Annotated in this window: 11 protein-coding genes; 7 read left to right on the top strand and 4 right to left on the bottom strand. The window is 74.3% G+C overall.

What is annotated here, in order from left to right:
• Positions 1–10 precede the first annotated feature (10 nt).
• The 4 genes from AMPC_RS12980 (at position 11) to rpoH (ending at position 4,066) form a co-directional block, all read left to right on the top strand.
• The gene (locus AMPC_RS12980) at positions 11–442 is read left to right on the top strand and encodes a hypothetical protein (RefSeq protein WP_248341562.1); all 432 of its coding nucleotides are present in this window, start codon (positions 11–13) and stop codon (positions 440–442) included.
• Positions 439–1,425 carry an NAD(P)H-quinone oxidoreductase gene (locus AMPC_RS12985; protein ID WP_248341563.1) on the top strand — a complete coding sequence of 329 codons (987 nt, stop codon included), beginning with the start codon at positions 439–441 and terminating at the stop codon, positions 1,423–1,425. The genes AMPC_RS12980 and AMPC_RS12985 overlap by 4 nt, the downstream gene beginning before the upstream one ends.
• Before the next feature lie 104 nt (positions 1,426–1,529).
• Positions 1,530–2,996: a lipopolysaccharide biosynthesis protein gene (locus AMPC_RS12990; protein WP_248341570.1), complete on the top strand. Its 1,467-nt coding sequence runs from the start codon at positions 1,530–1,532 to the stop codon at positions 2,994–2,996.
• Between the two features lie 128 nt (positions 2,997–3,124).
• Entirely contained in the window at positions 3,125–4,066 is a 942-nt protein-coding gene (rpoH, locus tag AMPC_RS12995) for an RNA polymerase sigma factor RpoH (RefSeq protein ID WP_248341571.1), read from the top strand.
• 120 nt (positions 4,067–4,186) lie between these two features.
• Here the strand turns inward: rpoH and AMPC_RS13000 are convergent, their stop codons facing one another.
• On the bottom strand, positions 4,187–6,766 hold the full coding sequence (locus tag AMPC_RS13000) for a DUF4962 domain-containing protein (RefSeq protein WP_248341572.1): 2,580 nt from the start codon (positions 6,764–6,766) through the stop codon (positions 4,187–4,189).
• Between the two features lie 249 nt (positions 6,767–7,015).
• Here AMPC_RS13000 and AMPC_RS13005 point away from each other — a divergent pair, with 249 nt between their 5' ends.
• Positions 7,016–8,806 (top strand): OPT/YSL family transporter, encoded by a 1,791-nt coding sequence (locus AMPC_RS13005; RefSeq protein WP_248341574.1) that lies wholly within the window; start codon positions 7,016–7,018, stop codon positions 8,804–8,806.
• 265 nt (positions 8,807–9,071) lie between these two features.
• On the opposite strand, the gene AMPC_RS13010 is transcribed toward AMPC_RS13005, so the two are convergent.
• Positions 9,072–9,263 (bottom strand): hypothetical protein, encoded by a 192-nt coding sequence (locus AMPC_RS13010; RefSeq protein WP_248341576.1) that lies wholly within the window; start codon positions 9,261–9,263, stop codon positions 9,072–9,074.
• 177 nt (positions 9,264–9,440) lie between these two features.
• Between AMPC_RS13010 and queF the strand changes: the two genes are divergently transcribed.
• Positions 9,441–9,809 (top strand): preQ(1) synthase, encoded by a 369-nt coding sequence (gene queF / locus AMPC_RS13015; protein WP_248341579.1) that lies wholly within the window; start codon positions 9,441–9,443, stop codon positions 9,807–9,809.
• Here the strand turns inward: queF and AMPC_RS13020 are convergent.
• A complete protein-coding gene (locus tag AMPC_RS13020) occupies positions 9,708–10,844 on the bottom strand; it encodes an acyltransferase family protein (RefSeq protein WP_248341580.1) in 1,137 nt (378 codons plus the stop codon). The two genes, queF and AMPC_RS13020, sit on opposite strands and share 102 nt — an antisense overlap.
• 311 nt (positions 10,845–11,155) lie before the next feature.
• Here AMPC_RS13020 and AMPC_RS13025 point away from each other — a divergent pair, with 311 nt between their 5' ends.
• Entirely contained in the window at positions 11,156–13,744 is a 2,589-nt protein-coding gene (locus AMPC_RS13025) for a N,N-dimethylformamidase beta subunit family domain-containing protein (RefSeq protein WP_248341581.1), read from the top strand.
• Positions 13,745–13,917: 173 nt separating this feature from the next.
• Here AMPC_RS13025 and AMPC_RS13030 read toward each other — a convergent pair whose 3' ends face one another.
• Positions 13,918–16,485 carry a heparinase II/III domain-containing protein gene (locus AMPC_RS13030; RefSeq protein WP_248341587.1) on the bottom strand — a complete coding sequence of 856 codons (2,568 nt, stop codon included), beginning with the start codon at positions 16,483–16,485 and terminating at the stop codon, positions 13,918–13,920.
• Positions 16,486–16,560: the final 75 nt, after the last annotated feature.

Raw genomic sequence — 16,560 nt, forward strand, 5'->3', positions numbered from 1 at the left:
ACGACCGCGCGTGCCCGCCCGCGTCCTGCGCTTCGCCCTCGAGGACCTCCGCCGCGCCTTCGGCGGGCTCGTGCCGGCGGGGACCGACCCGCGCCACGACACGCGCCCCTTCCGCGCCTTCCGCGCCGCGCTCCTCGAGGCCGCCGCGGCGGCCGCCGTGGCCCCGGCCGCGCTCGGGTTCTGGTGGGAGGGGAGCTACAACGGGTACTGGCTCGCCGTGTCGGTGGAGCCGCCGGAGGCGATCCCCGGCCCCTTCGCCGAGCGGGCCTGCCCGGTGGACGACGAGCGGCTCGCGCCGCCGCGCCCGGACCGCTATCCTCTGGCGGCCGTCTCGCCGGGCGCCGCCACGGTCGCCCGCGACGAGGCCGGCGCCGCGTACGAGGCCCCCTTCGGCGCCCCGACCGGCCACTTCGGCGCACCCGGCGTGAGGAGGATCACATGAGAGCGGTGACGTTCACGGGCAAGGGCGGGCCGGAGGTGGTGGCGGTGCGCGAGGTGGAGGACCCCGCGCCGGCTCGCGGCGAGGTGCTGGTGCGCGTCCGCGCCGCCGCCCTGAACCGCGCCGACCTGCTGCAGCGGCGCGGGCTCTACCCGCCCCCGCGCGGCACGCGCGACGACATCCCCGGGCTCGAGCTCGCGGGCGAGGTGGTCCGGTGCGGGGACGGCGTCACCGCCTGGAAGCCGGGCGACCGGGTCATGGCCATCGCCGCCGGCGAGGCGCAGGCGGAGCTCGCGGTGGTGCACGAGCGGATGCTCCTGCCGGTGCCGGAGGGGCTCTCCTGGGAGGAGGCCGGGGCCATCCCCGAGGCCTTCCTCACCTCGCACGACGCGCTCTTCACGCTCGGCGGGCTGCGCCCCGGCTGGCCGGTGCTGATCCACGCCGCCGGCTCGGGGATCGCCACCGCGGCGATCCAGCTCGTGAAGGCCGCGGGCGCCGTCGCGCTCGGCACCTCCCGCTCGCCGGAGAAGCTCGAGCGGGCCGGCGCGCTCGGGCTCGCGCACGGGATCCGGGTGGGGCGCGAGGAGCCCCGGTTCGCCGACGAGGTGAAGCGGCTCACCGGCGGGAGGGGCGCGCCGCTCGTCCTCGACTTCGTGGGCGCGAGCTACCTGCCGGAGAACCTGGCCGCGCTCGCCCCCGGCGGCCGGATCGTCTGCATCGGCACGATGGGCGGCGTGAAGGGGACGCTCGACCTGGGCCTCCTGCTCCGGAGCCGGGCCACCGTGGTCGGCACGGTGCTCCGGCCGCGGCCGCTCGAGGAGAAGATCCGCGCCACCCAGGAGTTCGCGCGCGACGGCCTGCCGCTGCTCCGCGCGGGCCGGGTGAGGCCGGTGCTCGACCGGGCGCTGCCGCTCGACGGGGCGCGCGAGGCGCACGAGGCGATGGAGCGGAACGACTCCTTCGGCAAGCTGGTGCTCACGGCGTAGCGCCCGGCCGCAACCCCCGGGACGGGCCCTTCGGCGGAGGGCGGCCGCTCCGTACATTCCCGAGCGGAATGGCACAGTCGATCCTGAGGCGGGCGAGGCCCCTCATGCTCGCGCGCCTCGCCGGGGCGGCCCTCACCTTCGGGGCCCCGCTCGTGCTGGCGCGGGTGCTCCTGCCGGCCCAGTACGGCACGTTCAAGCAGGCCTGGCTGGTCATCAACACGCTCTACCTGGTGCTGCCGCTCGGGGTCACGCCGAGCCTCTACTACTTCGTCCCCCGGGAGCCGGCCGAGCGCGACCGGTACATCGCCCAGGCCCTCCTCGCGACCACCGCGGTGGGAGCGCTCGCCGCGCTGCTCGTGCTCCTGGCGCGCCCACTGCTGGAACTCCAGTTCCACAACCCGGAACTCGACCGCCACCTGCCGTGGGTGGCCGGCATCACCTTCCTGTACCTGGCCGGCACGTCGCTCGACCACGCCTACAACAGCCTCTCCCGGATCGGCGCGGCGGCGGCGGTGCGCGTCGCCACCGAGGGGGCGCGGGCGGCGGCCATGATCGGGGGCGCCCTCGCGACCCGGTCGCTCGAGGGGCTCTTCGCGGGCATCGCTCTCGCCCTCGGCCTGCGCGCCGCCGCGGCCTGGGCGCTGCTGGCGCGGGCCCACGGCCTGCGCGGCTCGCGCGCCGCGCTCAAGGCGCAGCTCGGCTACGCCCTCCCCTTCGGCGTCGCCTTCCTGGCGCTCATCCCGCAGCAGCAGTTCCACCAGTACGCGGTGGCCGCGAGCGTGAGCGCGGCCGCCTTCGCCGTGTACAGCGTCGGGTGCTTCCAGCTCCCCATCGTGGACGTGCTCTACACGCCGGTGTCGGAGGTGCTGCAGCTCGGGCTCGCCGAGGACGACCGCCAGGGCGGGCGCGGCGGGCTCGCGCTCTTCCACGAGGCGGTGGCGCGGCTCTCCTTCGCGTTCCTGCCCCTCATGGGCGTGCTCTTCACTTGCGCGCCGGCCCTGATCGGCTTCCTCTTCACCGACCGTTACCTCGCGGCGGCGCCCATCTTCCGCATCTCGCTCGCCTCGGTGGCGCTCTCGGCGCTGCCGCTCGACGGCGTGATGCGGGCGCGGGCGCAGAACCGGTTCGTGCTGGCGGCGGCGCTCGTGAAGCTCGCCGCCACCGTGCCGCTGGTGCTCGCCGGGCTCCGGCTCCTCGGCCCGCCCGGCGCGATGGCCGGCTGGATCGCGGGCGAGGCGCTGGGGCGGCTGCTCCTCCTGCAGCGCACCGCGACGCTCTTCGGCGTGCCGCTCCTCCGCGCGCTGCCCCTCCGCGAGCTCTCGCGCTACGGCCTCGCCACCGCGCTCGCCACCCCGCCCGCCTGGCTGGCCCTGCACGCCGCGCCGACGCGCTTCACGGCGCTGGCCGTCTGCGGCCTCTGCTTCCTCGCGGCCTACCTGGGCGTCCTCTGGTGGATGGGCTGGCTTCCCGTGGGGCTCCCGCTCCGGCGGGGCTCGCTCGAGCCCTCGCCCACCGGGCAATCGGTAGAGCCCGCGGCCGACGGTCGCGTCCCGGGGCGGGCGGGGCTGTAATTGGTGCCGCAGCGGGCGCTGCAAGATCGCCCGGTCCAGTCCTCATCGGCGGGGTGCACGGCCCGGATCCGCCCATCCGGCGGGGCCCGCGCGCGGCGGCACGCGCATTGCTGACCTCCTGGCCCGCGATGCCCAAGACCAAGGACGGAGCCCAGATGAAGAGCGTGCCGAGCGCCACCAACGCCACCTCTCTCGAGCTGTACCTCTCCGAGCTGAAGAACTTCCCGCTCCTCACGGTGGAGGAGGAGCAGCGGCTCGCCCGGCAGTACCGGGCGAGCGGCGACACCCGCGCGGCGCACCACCTCGTGACCTCGAACCTCCGGTTCGTGGTGAAGGTGGCCTACGAGTACCGGTCGTACGGCCTCAAGATGTCCGACCTCATCCAGGAGGGGAACCTGGGGCTCATGAAGGCCGTGCAGAAGTTCGACCCCGACAAGGGGATCCGGCTCATCTCGTACGCGGTCTGGTGGATCCGCGCGTACATCCAGAACTACATCCTGCGCTCCTGGTCGCTCGTGAAGCTCGGGACCACGCAGGCCCAGCGGAAGCTCTTCTTCTCGCTCGCCCGGACCAAGCGCGAGCTCGACAAGCTCTCCTCCGAGCACGGGTTCGAGTCGGACGGCAACGACGCCGACAAGATCGCCCGCAAGCTGCGGGTGAAGACCACCGACGTGAAGGAGATGGAGCAGCGGATGGAGGGGCGCGACCTCTCGCTCGACGCCCCGATGGGCGACGGGGGCGGGTACGCCCACGTGGACATGCTGGTGGGCCACGGCGCGCCGCAGGACCACGCGCTCTCCGAGGCGCAGGAGGAGCGCCTGCTCTCCGGGAAGGTGAAGGAGGCGCTGCTGCGGCTCGACGAGCGCGAGCGGTACATCATCGAGAAGCGGCTCATGACCGACAAGCCGGTCACGCTCTCGGAGCTCGGCGAGCACTTCGGCTTCTCGCGCGAGCGGGCCCGGCAGCTCGAGATCCGGGCGAAGGACAAGCTGCGCCGCGAGCTGCAGGCGCTGGCGGTCGAGATCGAGTGGCCGCTCGGCGCGCTGGCCGGCGAGGGCGCCGCGGCGTAGGCGCGCAGGTCACGAGGCGCGCGGACCGCCGTTCCCCCGAGGCGGCGGCAGACGCGAGGAGGCCCGCCCCCCGATCGACGGGGGGCGGGCCTCTGTCCGTCCTGGAGGGGAGCGCGGGCGCTACGCGGCCCGCCGCTCGTCCTCGCGCTTCGCCTGCCGCTTGCGCCGGAGCGCGCCGAGGAGGCCGATGAGGGCGAGGAGCCCGGCCTCGGCCCCGGCGGAGCAGCCGCCGCTCGCGAGGGCGCCGCCGCTGCCGGCGGTGGAGCCGGCGGTCGAGGTGCCGGTGTCGGCGCCCCCGGCCGCGGCGCCGCCGGAGCTGGGGGTGCCGGTGGCGCCCGTGGCCGGGTCGGTCGGGCCGCCGGTGCTGGCGCCCGGGGGCGCCGCGAGCGCGGTGTTGACGAGCACGAGGTCGCCCTGGCGCGAGAAGGGCACCGCCTGGCCGAACCAGGTCACCGCCTGGGCGGCCGGCGCGCGCACCGTCACCTTGCCGAGCGCGTCGCCGGTGAGGGCGAGCGTGGCGCCGTTGAGCCCGTCCGCCTCGAGCACCGTCGAGGTGCCGTCCTGCTGGAGCACCGGGCCGGTCGCGTCCTCGAGGAGCGAGCCCGCGACCAGCAGGGCCCGCGAGAGCGCGCCGGCGTCGTACTCGGCCACGCCGGTGGTGCCGACGAGGTGGTAGCCGCCGGCGCGCCGCTCGCCCGCCGGCGAGGAGTTGAAGATGGCCGCGGCGACGTGCGCCCCGTCGGTCACGGTGAGGCCGCCGTCGGCCTGGCTCTGGTCGAGCGCCGCCACCTGCTGCCGCCCCGCCCAGCTGCCGGTGGGCACGAGGGCGGTGAGGAAGGTGGCGTTCTGGGCCGGCGCGGCGGGGTGGATCGACGCCACCGAGACCTGGCCGGCCGGGTTGAGGTCGGAGATGTGCGCCGGCGCCTGGGTGAAGAAGTCCACGCCGAAGCCCTGCGGCGCGACCACCGCCACGCCGAGGAGCTGGCCGCCGGTGCCGGTGCCCTGGATCCAGCTCCCGTCCTGGCTGGCGCCGTTCATGAAGTGGGCGATGAAGTGGTAGTCGTGCGACAGGCTCGACTCGACGACGTCGCGGAGCACCACCCACTTGCGATCGAGGAAGAGCGCGTGGCGGTCCCAGCGGGTGAGCCCCATCGACGCCGGGTAGAGCTTCGCGCCGTCGCCCACCGCGTAGGCGAAGTGGCTGGTCGAGCCGTGGAACGAGATCTGCCCCTGCCGCTGCGAGAACCAGCCGTAGCGGGTGGAGCCGTCGCCGTTCGAGCGGACGCCGTCGCCGAGCTGGCCGGCGCCGTCCACGGTGAGGCTGTTGTGGTAGACGGTCTGGTTCGCCATCGGCGGGGGCGACGAGGGCTGGCCGATGTAGTAGCCGTCGGCCTCGGGGGCGAGCCAGCTGCCGTTGCCGTAGAGGTAGAAGCCGTTGTCGTCGGCGTGGTCGTGGCTGAAGTCGAGGTCCGGCAGGAGCGGGTCGCTCGCCGCGAGCCGCTGCCAGAAGCTCTTCCCGCCGTAGTCGCCGCACTTGAGGCCGAAGAGCAGCGCGCCCGGGTCCCAGCTCGAGCGGAAGACCACGCCGCCCATGTTCGGGCCGTACCAGTCGAGCGGCTGCGTGTGCAGGTCGGTCGTGGCGACGCTCGGATCCCAGTAGAGGAACTCGAAGATCTGGGCGTTCTGCTCGGGCGCGTAGGTGTTGCGCTTCGTGCCCGCGAGCCACCGGTCGGCGGCCGCCTGGGCGACGCCGTCGCCGTAGCGCGAGCCGGCGTAGCGCAGCGCGAAGAGCTGGTCGTCCTGGCCGAAGCCGAAGAAGTCGCCGTAGGCGAGGACGTAGGCGTTGGGCTGCTCGGGGAGCTGGTTCCAGGCGCGGTAGGCGCCGAGCCCCTTCACGATGCCCATCGCGGTGAGGTCCTCGTGGCCGGCGCGCTTGAGCGCGTCCACGAACGGCAGGTGCCAGAGGAGGCCGTAGGCGAGGTAGCTCGGCCCCTCGTGCCAGGCGCCGTCGGTCATCGGGTCGGTGACCGCCGCGATGTGCTGGGCGTTGGCGACCGCCTGGTTGCGCCAGGCGTCCACGGTGGCCTGGTCCCACTCGCCCTCGAGCGCCAGGGCGGCGAGGCCGAAGGAGTCGGTGTTCACCCAGTTGTGGTTCTGGCCGTACTCGGCCGACCACCAGACGCCGTTCACCGCGTTCGCGTACTGCGCGGCGGCGTTGCGGGCGATCACCTGCTGGACCGTGGTCCGCTCGGACGCGGTCAGGTTCGGGTAGAGGAGGTCGTAGGCGATCGCCACGCCGGTCAGCAGGTGGCCGAGCATGAGGTCCTGCGAGCCGTCGAGGTCCAGGTTGCCCCACGAGGCGGCGGACATCAGCCAGTCGTGCGCGAGCTGGAAGTACTGCGAGCCGCCGTCGATCTGCCACAGGAAGGCGAAGACCTCGAGCGCGTTGCCGATGTCGCGCCGGTCGCCGACGTTGAAGGTGCGGCCGGTGTTCCAGGTGACCGTCCCGTCCGAGGCGATGTTCGTGCCGACGAACTGATCGACGCCGTTCTTGAGGCCGGTGTAGACCACCTGGTGCGTGCTCTTCGCCTGCTGCTGCAGGCGGGCGACGTCGCCGGGCCCGAAGAACAGGCGCGGGTGGGTGGCGGCGGAGGCGGCGAGCGGGCAGAGCAGCGCGAGGATGAGGGCCGTCTTCTTCACTGGGGCTCCTGGGTCGTGGGGCGCCCCGATGGAGCGGTCATTTCGACGCTCGGCACCCCGGTCAGGTGGCCATGAGACACGGAGGCTGGGGGCTAGACACCAGCCGCCCAGGCGAGCGCTCCGGAGCGGCCCGGAATTCCTGGAATGAAGTGGAGGTGGGCGTCGCACCCACCGTCAGGGGATTGACGCCAGGTGGGAGATGCAGGCGGCTGGCGCACCCCCCCGGAATGGGCTTGAATGCCCGCTCACATGCGCGTCCCCGCCGAAGCCCAGCAGAGCCCCTTGCCCGCCGAGCCCAGGCGCGAGCTCACCCTGCGCGCCGTGCTCACGGCCATGGCCGTCGCGGCCCTCATCGGCGCCTCGTATCCGTACGTGGTCCTCAAGATCGGCTACGGGCCCAACATCTCCGTGGTGAGCGCCTTCTTCGGCTACCTGGCGCTCGGGGTGATCGGCCTCGCCACCGGCGCGCGCGGCACGCGCTGGGAGAACAACCTCGTGCAGACCGCCGGCACCGCCGCCGGCCAGGCCGGCTTCATGTGCACGCTGCTCGCGGCCTTCGACATGCTGAACGCGAAGCCGGAGCTCGGCTTCTCGGTCCACCTCTCCACGCTGCAGATCTTCTCCTGGCTCACCGTGGCCGGGCTCCTCGGCGTGCTCCTCGCCGTGCCGCTGCGGCGCCACTACATCGACGAGGAGAACCTCCCCTTCGCCGACGGGACCGCGGCGGGCGAGACCATGCTGGTCCTCGACCTCGACCGGCGCGAGGCGGCGCACCGCGTCCGCGCGCTCGGGCTCGGCCTGCTCCTCTCGGCGCTGGTGGCCGTGGTCCGCGACCTCCACTGGAAGCTGAAGCTGGCCGGCGACCGCGTGCTGCAGCTGCTCCCCCTCATCCCGGGCGAGGTGGGCTTCGGGGCGCACGGCGCGGCGCTGCGGATGGGCTCCGAGGTCTCGCTCCTCTCCTTCGGCTCCGGCCTGCTGGTCGGCCTGCGCGTGACCCTGTCGATGGGGCTCGGGATGATCGTCGCCTGGGTGCTGGCGCCGCCGCTCCTCGTGGGCGCCGGCGTGGTCCCCGAGCAGACCTTCGCGGCGGTGCTCCGCTGGGTGATGTGGCCCGCGACCGGCCTCATGGTGTCGGGCGGCCTCACCGCGCTCGCGCTCAAGTGGAAGGTGGTGCTGCGCAGCTTCCAGGGGCTCTCGCGCAAGCAGCTCGCCGGCGCCCCGGAGGAGTTCCCGATGCGGCTGGTGGTCTGGGGCGCGCTCGGGCTCTCGGTGGCCCTGGCGGTCGTCCAGAAGATCTCGCTCGGCTTCCCCTTCTGGCTCACCGCGGTCTCGCTCCTGCTCTCGCTCCCGCTCATGCTGGTGGGGACGCGGGTGCTCGGCGAGACCAACTGGGCGCCCATCAGCGCCCTCGCCAACCTCATGCAGGCCGTCTTCGCCGCCATCGTCCCGGGCCACATCCCGGTGAACATGATCGGCTCGGGCATGAGCGGGACGGTGGCCGCCAACGGCGAGCACCTCATGCAGGACTACCGCGCCGGCCAGATCGTCGGCGCCAACTACCGGCACCTCACCATCGTGCAGCTCCTGGCGGTGCCGGTCGGCTCGCTGGCGGTGGCGGTGGCCTACCCGGCCCTCCGCGCGCGCTACGGCGTGGGCGGCGACGGGCTCTCGTCCCCCATCTCGGTGAAGTGGGCCGGCTTCGCCGAGCTGCTCGCGAAGGGCTTCTCGACCCTGCCGAAGGGCTGCCTCACCGCGCTCGCGGTGGCGCTCGCGCTCGGGGTGGTGCTGACGGTGCTCGAGGCCGACCCGCGCCGGCACCGCTACCTGCCGTCGCCCACCGCGGTGGGGCTCGGGATGCTGATCCCCGGCTACGCCGTGCTGCCGATGGTGCTCGGCGGCCTGGTGCAGGCGCTCTGGCGCCGCTTCTCGCCGAAGGGCGAGGAGAGCTACTGCACCCCGCTCGCGTCCGGCTTCATCGCCGGCGAGGCGCTGGTGGTGCTGCTGCTCTCGATCCTGGCGATGGCGGGCGTCGCGCTGTAGGCGCGGCGGGGGCGGCGGGAGGGGTCCCCGCGCAGCGGGGGAGGGCGGAGCCCTCCAGGGCGGGCGAGCTTCGCCGCAGGCGAAGCGTAAGGGACCCGCCGAGCGGAGGGTGGGGCCCCGACGGCTCCGCCGGCGGGGCGGGACAGCATGTCCCGTTAAAATCCGGAGGCGGCCCCGCCGTGCTGGCCGGGACCGCCTCGCGGTGGGGGAGACTGCCACTGCGACTGCGGCGGGGTGGGCTAGGCCCCGCGGAAGGGGTGGGACGTCACACGAACCTCACGTGGGGCGACATCGCCCGCGCGAGCGGAGAGCGGGTGAGGATGAGCTTGGCGCGCTCGACGCGCTTCTCGCCGAAGCCGTCGGCGGCGTCGTAGGCGGCGCTCACGAGGTCACCGAGGGTGGTCACGAAGCGGCGCGGGGAGAGGCGGGGGGTACGCTTCCGGGTCGTCGTCTTCATGCCCTGCCCTAAAGCAATCGGCTTGCCTACCACCGCACCGACGGATTACGAGGGCTTGCCTCGCGGACTCCGACGCGCCGCGGCTGAACCCTGTAACTTTTCCGGTGTCCGGGCGGAAATACCGCCAGCCGGTACCCATTCGCGCTCCCCCCAGAGGGGATGATAGAAGGCCGCCCCATGCCGACCAGCCCCTCCCGAGACCTTCAGACTTTCAAGAACCCGAAGCCGGACCGCCCGTACGAGATCCGGATGGAGTGCCCGGAGTTCACCTGCGTCTGCCCGGTGACGGGGCAGCCCGACTTCGCCACCATCCGGCTCACCTACGTCCCGGCCGAGCTCTGCGTGGAGCTCAAGAGCCTGAAGCTCTACCTCTGGGCCTTCCGCGACGAGGGCACCTTCCACGAGGCGGTGACCAACCGGATCTGCGACGACCTCGTGAAGCTGCTACAGCCGCGCTTCATGGAGGTGGTGGGCGACTTCGCCGTTCGCGGCGGCATCCACACCGTGGTGGTCGCGCGGCACGGGAAGCGTCCGGACGCGCTCTAGCCAGCGCCGGAGCGCCTGCGCCGGCTCCTCGACGAACCGGCGCGACACCTCCGCCATCAGCAGCGCCGCGCCCACGCCGGCGAGGACCATCCCCGGCGACCAGCCCAGCTCGCGGTTCAGGAACGGCTGCTGCCAGAGGTAGAGGCCGAACGAGATCCGGCCGAGGTGGACCGCCGGCGCGGAGTTGAGCACCCGCCCGGCGAGCGCGGCGGGGTGGCCAGTGGCCCAGAGCAGCACCGCGCCGGCCGCCACCGCCTCCGCCTGGTACCCGAGCCAGAAGCGGTAGTCCCAGGCGAAGGCCCGGAACAGGAGCGGCGCGCCCAGGAAGAGGAAGGCCGCGGCGGCCGCCGCCACCGGCCCCCGCGAGAGGGCGCCGAGGACCGCCCTCCCCTTCCCCTCGGCCCGGGCGAGCGCGAAGACGCAGCCGAGCATGACGGCGTCGATCCGGGTGTGGAGCATGAACGCCATGGAGGGGCGAAGCCCCGGGGCGAGCCACCAGGTCCCGAGCCGGAGCAGCGGCGCGGCGAGGAAGAGCGCCAGCGCCACCCGGAGCGCCCGCCGGCGGCCGAGCAGGAGCAGCGCGGGCGGCCAGAGCAGGTAGAACTGCTCCTCGGCGGAGAGCGACCAGAGGTGGCCGAGCCACCAGTGGTCCGGCAGCCCCAGGTAGTCGGTCAGGAAGAAGAAGGCGCGCGAGAAGTACGGGAGCGGGATGTGCGCGGTGCCCGCCGCGGCCAGGACCGCCATGGCGGCGAGGAAGGCCCAGCAGGCGGGGAGGATCCGGAAGGCGCGCCGGAACCAGAACGCGCCGAGCCGGATCGTGCCGGTGCGATCCCGCTCGCGCTCGAGCAGCCCGGTGATGAGGAAGCCGCTCACCACGAAGAAGACGGTGACCCCCATCGAGCCCGCGGCCCGGACGAGGTAGAGCCCGCGGACGGCCGCCACCGCGCCGATCGCCTCGGCCGCGTGCCCCGACACCACCAGCCCCGCCGAGAGGGCCCGCAGGCCGTCGAGCGACGGGATCCGCCCCTGCTGCATGTTCCACCCCGGCGAAAGCTCGGCATCCTGGTGTGCGTGCGGCAGCCCTCCGGTCGGAGCGCTGCCGCGCTGGAGCCCGAGCGTGCCCTCTGCCCCGAGGGGTCCGCGGGTCGCACCTCCTCCCTCGCCCTCCCCCGCTCCGCGGGAGAGGGGAAGAGGGCCGCGCTCCGAGCTGAGAATCTGCCGAGGGGCGCTCCCTCCCCGCTCGGGCGGGGAGGGCTGGGGAGGGGCGGCCAGCGGTGGCCAGATCGAGAAGGGGGACGCCCAGGGGGTGATTGTCCCCCCGCCCCCCGGCCCCCACCCTTTCACCCGTGCGCCCCCCTGCCCTCGCCGCGGCCTGGCTGGCCGCGCTGCTCGCCCTCGCAGCCTGCGGCTCCTCCGCCAGACCGGTCACCTCCAACGGCGGAACCGACGGCGGGACCGACGCCGGCAGCGACGGCGGCCCCGACGGCGGCAGCCTGACGTGCGGCGACGGCGGCCCCTGCGAGCGGACCTGGCCCCCGTCGCGCCCCGGCTACGCGAGCCCCATCCCCGCCGAGAACGCGCTCGCGGGCGACGCCACCTGGTCGAACGGCACGGCGAGCTGGAGGTCCGGGCGGTTCGACGCCTACCTCGACCGGAGCTCCGCCCGCGGCGGCGAGCGGGTGCAGGTGATGGCCACCTCCGACGCCGCGCACCAGGCCCGCTGGGCGCTCTACCGCTTCGGCTGGTACGGCGGGGCCGGCGCGCGCAAGGTGCTGGAGGGCGGTCCGCTCCCGGTCTCGCCGCAGCCCCCCTGCCCGCCCGATCCCACCACCGGGCTCGTCCGCTGCGCCTGGCCCGCCGCCTTCGCGGTGGACGTGCCCGCCGACGCGGTCTCGGGGATCTACGGCCTGAAGCTCACGCGCGACGACGGCGCCGTCGGGTTCGCGCCGCTCGTGGTGGTGGACGGCCGGCCCGCCGACCTCCAGGTCCAGGCCGCCGTGCAGACGGCGCAGGCCTACAACGGCTACGGGGGCGAGTCGCTCTACCGCGACGACTCGGCCAAGGTGCCCGGCGGGCTCGCCACCGTGGTGAGCTTCGACCGCCCCTACGACCGCGGCGCCGGCATGGGCGCGATGTGGGACGGCGAGGTCCGCTTCGCGCAGTTCCTCGAGCGCCACGGCTACGACGCCACCTACAGCACCAACCCCGCGGCGGTCGCGGGGGGCCTCGCCGGGCTGACGCGCACCGGCGCCTTCCTCAGCGTCTGGCACGACGAGTACTGGGCCGGCGAGGAGCGCACCCTGCTCGAGCAGGCCCGCGACGCCGGCGTGCCGGTCCTCTTCTTCGGCGCCAACGCCGGCTACTGGAAGGCGCGCCCGGGCGACTTCGCCGGCGCCGCCAACCCGCGCACCCTCACCTGCTACAAGGCCAACCCGGCCGCCGATCCGGTCCAGGACGCCTCCCGCACCGGCCGCTTCCGCGACCCGGTCATCGGGCTCCCCGAGCAGTCGCTCACCGGGGCCATGTACGAGTCCTTCACCATCCTGCAGTCGCCCTTCGTGGTGAAGGACGCCACCTCCTGGCTCTTCGCCGGGACCGGCCTCGCGCCCGGCGACGCGGTCGCCATGCTGGTCGGCTACGAGTACGACCGGGTCTTCTCCGGGTTCGACGTGCCGGCCGGGACCGCGGTGCTCGCGGAGTCGCCGCTCGTGGACGGCGAGGGCAAGCCGGGGCTGGCGCAGGCGGTCGCGTACCGCGCCGGGAGCGGCGCGCTGGTGTTCGACGCGGCCACCATCGGCTGGACCCGCGGCCTCGACCCGCTCTCGACGGTCCACGACGCCCGGGTGGAGCGGATGACGGCCAACGTGCTCGCGCAGGCGCTCGGCCTGCCCGTCCCCGACGCGCTCGCCGCGCCCGCCCCGCCCGCCGCGCCCGCGCCCCAGGGGCCGTTCGCGGCGAGCGTCGCCACCGTGGCGACCGGGCTGCCGCAGCCCACCGGCGTCGCGCGGCTGCCGAGCGGCGTCCTCGCGGTCGCCTCGCCCGCCGCGAACCAGATCTTCCAGGTCCAGCCCGGCGGGGCGGTCTCGGTGCTCGCCGGGGACGGCCAGCCCTCGAAGGACCCGCGCTTCGACAACCAGCCCGCCGCCACGGCCCGCTTCAACCAGCCGACGGGCGTCTGGGCCGAGGCCGACGGCAGCCTGCTCGTCGCCGACGCCAACAACGGCGCCATCCGGCGCATCGGGACCGACCCGGCGCGCACCGTCAGCACCATCGCCGGCACCTTCGGCGTGAAGGGCTTCGCCGACGGGCCGGCGCTGCAGGCCCGCTTCCGCATGCCGACGGCGCTCCTGCGCGACCCGGTCACGGGCGACCTGCTCATCGCCGACACCGGCAACGCCCGCATCCGGCGGCTCGACGCGGCCGGGACGGTGAGCACGCTCGTGGGGGCGGCCGGCGGCGGGAACCTCGACGGCCCGGCCGCGACGGCCCGCATCGGCGCGCCCACGGCGCTCGCGGCCGGGCCCGACGGGCGCATCTACTTCGTGGACTCGGCGGCCCGCGCGCTGAAGGCCATCGGCCGCGACGCGGCGCGCACCGTCACCACGCTCGCGGGCGGAGCCGGCGAGGGCACGCAGGGGGCGGCCGACGGGACCGGCGACGTGGCGCTGCTCGCCCCGCAGGGCGGCGCCGCCTGGGCCGGCGGCGCGCTGGTGCTCTCCGATCCCGGCAACTTCCGCCTGCGCGCGGTCGCGCCCGGCGCCACCGCCGCCGCCTCGAGCGTGCACACCGTGGCCGGCACCGGCCGGACCGGGAACGCCGACGGCCCGGGAGGTCAGGCCAGCTTCGGCCTGCCTCTCGGGCTCGCGGTGGGACCGGACGGCACGCTCTACGTCGCCGACGGGGCGGCGGGCGCGGTGCGGGCCGTCCGGTTCTGAAAGGGTTGACCAGAACACCCATCCCGTCGCCGCGGCGAGCGATGCGCGTCGCATCGCGTCGTTGCTCCTCCCTCACATACGTTCCACGTATGCTCGGTCGTCGCGCCTCGCGCTGCTCGCGCCTCGCTCACCTGGCTCGGTCCCGGGTATTCTGGGCAACCCTGAGCCCCGGGCTACGCCGCCCGGCGCTCCTGGTCCTCGCGCTCGCGCGCCGCCCGCTCGGCGGCCTTCTTCGCCTTGCGGCGCCGGCGCAGCCAGCCCGCCACGAAGATGGGGATGGCCGAGAGGAGGCCGGAGCCGCCCGCGGAGCACCCGCCGCCGCTCTTGCCGGCGGTGGCGTCCGCGCCGGCGCCGGCGGTGGCCGCTCCGGCGGTGCTGCCGGCCGAGCCCGCGCCCTGGAGCGGCGGGTCGAACTGCACCTTCACGAGGTCGCCCTGCCGCTGGAACGGGATCTCCTTGCCGTACCAGAGCACCTTGCTCGCCTGCGGGGCGTAGAAGGTGGCGGTGGCGAGCTGCTCGCCGGTGACGGTGACCGTGCCGGAGGAGAGCCCCTCCGCCTCGATCATGGCCGCCTTGCCGGCGCCGCCGCTCTGGTCCACGAGGGCGCGCTGCCCGTCGGAGAGGGTCTGCCCGTCGATGAGCGCCACCCGGTTCAGGGCGCCGCCCTGGTACTCGACGACGCCGGCGCGCCCCGCGAGCTTGAAGCCGCCCGCCTCCTGGGTCGACCCGCCGTCGTTGGCGAAGATGGCCACGGCCTTGAGGTCGCCGGCGGTGAGGGTCAGGCCGGCGTCGGCGTGGCCCGGGTCGAGGGCGACCACCTGCGGCCGCGAGCCCCAGGCGCCGTTGGCCGTCGGGACGAGCGCGGTGAGGAAGGTGGCGGCGCTCGTGGAGCCCGAGTGCACGGTGGCCGCGGCGAAGTTGCCGCTCTTGTCGAAGTTGTTGCCGTGCACCGGCGACTGCGTGTCGAAGCTCATGCTGGCCCCGGCCGGCGCCACCACCGCGACGCCCAGGTCCTGCCCGTTCTCGCCGGCGCCGTGGATCCAGCTGCCGTCCTGGCCGGCGTAGGTGGTGAAGTGCGAGAGCCAGCCGAAGTCGTGCGCCGAGGAGGCCTCGACGACGTCGCGGAGGATCACGTACTTGCGATCGAGGAACAGGGCGTGCCGGTCCCAGCGAGTGAGCCCCTTGGCCGGGTCGTAGAGCTTCGAGCCGTCCGCGGTGGCGTAGGCGAAGTGGGCCGAGGAGCCGTGGAAGGCGATCTTGCCCTCGCGCTGCCCGAACCAGCCGTAGCGGGAGGCGTCGTCGCCGTTGGCGCGCACGCCCTCGCCGAGCTGCCCCTGGCCGTCGATCAGCAGCGAGTTGTGGAAGGCGGTGGCGTTGGCGGCCGGGCCGGGGGAGTCGGCGTGGCCGATGTAGTAGCCCTCGGCCTCGGGGGCGAGCCAGTTCCCGTTGCCGTAGAGGTAGAAGCCGCAGTCGTCGGCGTGATCGTGGCTGAAGTTGAGGCCGCCCAGGGAGAGGTCGCCGTTCGCGGCGCGCTGCCAGGCGGTGCGCCCGCCGAAGGTGCCGCACTTGAGGGCGAAGAGGGTCGCGCCCTGGTCGAAGCCGCTGCGGAAGATGACCGAGCCCGAGTCGGCGCCGTACCAGTCGAGCGGCTGGGTGGAGAGGTCGGCCGCCTTCACCGACGGATCCCAGTAGAGGAACTCGAACACGGCCTGGTTGATCTCGGGGGCGTAGGTGGTGCGCTTCGCGCCCTGGGCCCAGCGATCGGCCGCGGCCTGGGCCACGCCGTCGCCGTACCGCGAGGCGGCGAAGCGGAGCGGGAGGAGCCCCTCGTCCGGCATGAACGAGCTGAAGTCGCCATTCGAGAGGACGTAGGTCCAGGGGGTCTCGGGGATCTGCGCGTAGGCGCGGGCGGCGCCCTCGCCCTTCAGGACCGCGAGGTCGGTCAGGTCGCCCTTGCCGGCGCGCTTGAGCGCGTCCACGAACGGCAGGTGCCACTGGTAGCCGTAGGAGAGGTAGCTGAAGCCCTCGTGCCACGTGCCGTCGGTGATCCCGGCCACCGCGGCCTGGATCTGCTTCGCGTTCTGCGCCGCGTAGTCCACGAACGCGCCCGACTGGTCCGCGCCCGGCTCGCCGTCGATGGCGAGGCCGGCGAGGCCGATGGCGGCGTGGTTGATCCAGTCGTGGTTCTGGAGCGGCTGCCCCTCCCACCAGATCCCGCCCTTGCCGGCGGCCATCAGGGCGGCGGCGTTGTTCACGAGCGCGCTGCGGACGCTCGACTGCTCCGCCGCGGAGAGCTGCCCGTAGAGGAGGTCGTAGGCCACGGCCGTCCCGGCGAGCAGGTGGGCCTGCACGAGGTCGTGCGTGCCGTCGAGATCGTAGTTGCCCCAGGAGGCCACGGTGGTGAGCCAGCCCTTGGCGAGCGCCAGCGCCTGCGGGTCCTGGGTGAGCTGCCAGTCGAAGGCGAAGACGACGAGCGAGTTGCCGACGTCGCGCATGTCTCCGATGGAGAGGGTGTGCCCGTCCGGCCAGGTCGCCACGCCGGAGGAGGAGATGCGGGTCCCGAAGAACTGGGAAGTGGCCGAGGTGAGGTTGTCGGCGAGCGCCTTGTGCGTGCCCGAGGCGCGGGCCTGCAGGCCGCCCACGTCTCCACCGGAGAAGAAGAGGTGGGGGTGGTCGGCGCCGAGCGCGGACAGCGGCGCGGCGACGAGGGCCAGCAGGAGGCAAGTTCGCTTGAGATCCACTCGGTGGGCTCCTTGGGTGAAGGACCTGCGCACGCCAGGAAGGCCGTGTACCGGTCCGCGACGGGCGTAGTCCTC

The organism is Anaeromyxobacter paludicola, from assembly GCF_023169965.1.
GTDB lineage: Bacteria > Myxococcota > Myxococcia > Myxococcales > Anaeromyxobacteraceae > Anaeromyxobacter_B > Anaeromyxobacter_B paludicola.